General features: G+C 49.8%; 2 protein-coding genes. Both read left to right on the forward strand.

Annotation, left to right across the window (positions count from 1 at the left end; translation table 11 throughout):
• Nucleotides 1-916: sodium/solute symporter (locus tag Q1V74_RS05380; protein ID WP_300647388.1), on the forward strand; the 916-nt coding region annotated here is incomplete at its 5' end.
• Nucleotides 917-1,060: 144 nt separating this feature from the next.
• Nucleotides 1,061-2,634, forward strand: a 1,574-nt coding sequence (acnA, locus tag Q1V74_RS05385; RefSeq protein WP_300647389.1) for an aconitate hydratase AcnA, incomplete at its 3' end; no start/stop codon positions are given.

A 2,634-nucleotide genomic window follows, 5' to 3' on the forward strand; every position in this document is an offset into this window, starting at 1 on the left:
AGCTTCGCTCATGTTTACTGCATTAGTACTGATTCCTTTGATTGTGTTGCATCAGGTGGGCGGGCTTAACGAGGCCGTGACAGTAGCGCAGTCCGTACAGCCAACTAGTGTGGATGTGTTATCGGGCGTATCTAAAGTTGGCGTGATTTCTGCCTTAGCGTGGGGCTTGGGGTATTTTGGGCAGCCTCATATTTTGGTGCGCTTTATGGCAGCGGATTCGGTGCAAACCATTCCCCATGCACGTCGAATTGGTATGACGTGGATGATTTTATGCTTAGGTGGAGCGGTGGCTGTTGGATTTTTTGGGATCGCGTATTTTGCGGCACACCCTGAGCAAGCGGCAGGGGTCATCGCTAACCCCGAGCGTGTTTTTATTGAATTTTCTATGCTGCTGTTTAACCCATGGGTTGCTGGCATTTTATTGGCGGCGATTTTGGCCGCGGTGATGAGTACCTTATCGGCTCAGCTTTTGGTTTGTTCTAGCTCATTGACTCAAGATATTTATAAAACCTTTGTGCGCCGTCGTGCGAGTGATAAGGAGCTGGTATGGTTTGGGCGATCAATGGTGTTGTTGGTGGCACTTGTTGCGATTGCTCTGGCATGGAATCCAGAGAGCCGGGTATTGGCGATGGTGAGCTATGCCTGGGCGGGGTTTGGCGCGGCATTTGGTCCGGTGGTATTGATGTCGTTGATGTGGCGTCGTATGACCCGAAATGGGGCTTTGGCGGGCATGATTGTTGGGGCGGTGGTGGTTTTGGTTTGGAACCACTTTAGTTGGTTTGGTATTTATGAAATTATTCCGGGGTTTTTATTTGGTACGCTAGCCATTTATCTTGTGAGCCAGATGGGGAGAGAGCCGGATGCTACAGTAACAGAGGTATTTGACCAGGTGCAGACCGAATTACGAGCACTGTAATTGCACCTTATTTTGCGCGGCCTTTATGGCCGCTTTTTTTCCAGTGTATGATAGATGTATGACGTCACACGCTGTAGTAGGCAGCGGCTTGTAGTTTGGGTCGGCTGAAACAAACAGCGTTCACCAACGAGCAAGGAGGTTTGTATGTCACATCCCAACAGCTTTAAAGCACGTGGCGAGCTAACAGTAGGCTCGCAGTCCTATCAAATTTTTCAGCTATCTGCCCTACAAGATCAAGGCTTAGACGTACACCGTTTGCCCTACGGTCTGAAAATCCTCCTCGAAAATTTATTGCGTACCGAAGACGGGGTTAATGTAACCGCGGATCATATTCGCTTTTTGGCGAATTGGGATCCCAGTGCGCAGCCTGACTATGAGATTGCTTTTAGCCCTGCTCGGGTCGTGTTGCAGGATTTCACTGGGGTACCAGCTGTAGTGGATTTGGCCGCCATGCGCGAAGCGATGGCGCAGTTAGGCGGAGACCCAAAACGGATTAATCCATTGGTGCCAGTAGAGCTGGTGATTGACCACTCTGTGATTGTGGATGATTTTGCGCATAACCAATCGTTTCAGCGTAACGTCGAAATTGAATACCAGCGTAATGTGGAGCGCTATCAGTTTTTACGTTGGGGACAAGAGGCTTTTGATAATTTTAAAGTGGTGCCTCCGGGAACAGGGATTGTGCATCAGGTGAATCTAGAGCATTTGTCGCGTGTTGTTTTTACCAAAGAAGAGAACGGCACCGCCTATGCGTATCCTGATACCTGTGTGGGGACAGATTCGCATACACCGATGGTGAACGGATTAGGTGTAGTTGCTTGGGGTGTTGGGGGTATTGAGGCCGAAGCCGCTATGCTGGGACAACCCATTTCTATGTTGGTGCCACGTGTGGTGGGTTTTAAACTTACGGGCTCTTTACCCGAAGGGGTGACTGCGACGGACTTGGTTTTAACGATTACCGAGATGTTGCGCAAGCACGGCGTAGTGGGCAAGTTTGTGGAATTTTATGGTCCTGGGGTCAGCGCGGTGCCTTTAGCGAACCGAGCCACTATTGGTAATATGAGCCCAGAATACGGCTCCACCGTGTCTATGTTTCCCATTGATGAGGAAACCATACATTATTTACGCTTAACAGGGCGTAGCGAGGCGCAAATTGCTTTGGTCGAAGCTTATGCCAAAGCACAAGGGTTATGGCATGATCCCGACCATGAGCCTGTTTACTCTGAGCATTTAGAACTAGATCTGGCTTCCATTGTGCCATCCATTGCTGGACCAAAGCGTCCGCAGGATCGTGTGCCGCTTAGTTCGGCACAACCTGCTTTTAGAAAGGAGCTAGCTCAATTAGAAAAACAGCAAAGTGCCGCAGATTACGATGAGGCGCTTAAAGAATCTTTCCCGGCTTCAGATGTGCCAGCACATGACCAGCCTAAGAAGAAAAATACCGAAGTCTCTGTGCAGAGTGATGACGGCCAGACCTACACCTTAAAAGACGGGGCCGTGGTCATTGCAGCGATTACCTCATGTACCAATACCTCTAACCCCAGCGTTATGATCGCCGCCGCGCTGGTTGCGAAAAAAGCGCATGAAAAAGGCTTAACGCGTAAGCCTTGGGTCAAAACCAGCCTGGCACCTGGCTCGCGCGTGGTGACCGATTACTATGAGCGTGCTGGTCTGACCCCGTATTTAGATGCTTTAGGTTTTAATTTAGTGGGTTACGG

It is taken from the genome of Paenalcaligenes sp. (assembly GCF_030152715.1).
In the GTDB taxonomy this organism is placed as follows: domain Bacteria; phylum Pseudomonadota; class Gammaproteobacteria; order Burkholderiales; family Burkholderiaceae_B; genus Paenalcaligenes; species Paenalcaligenes hermetiae.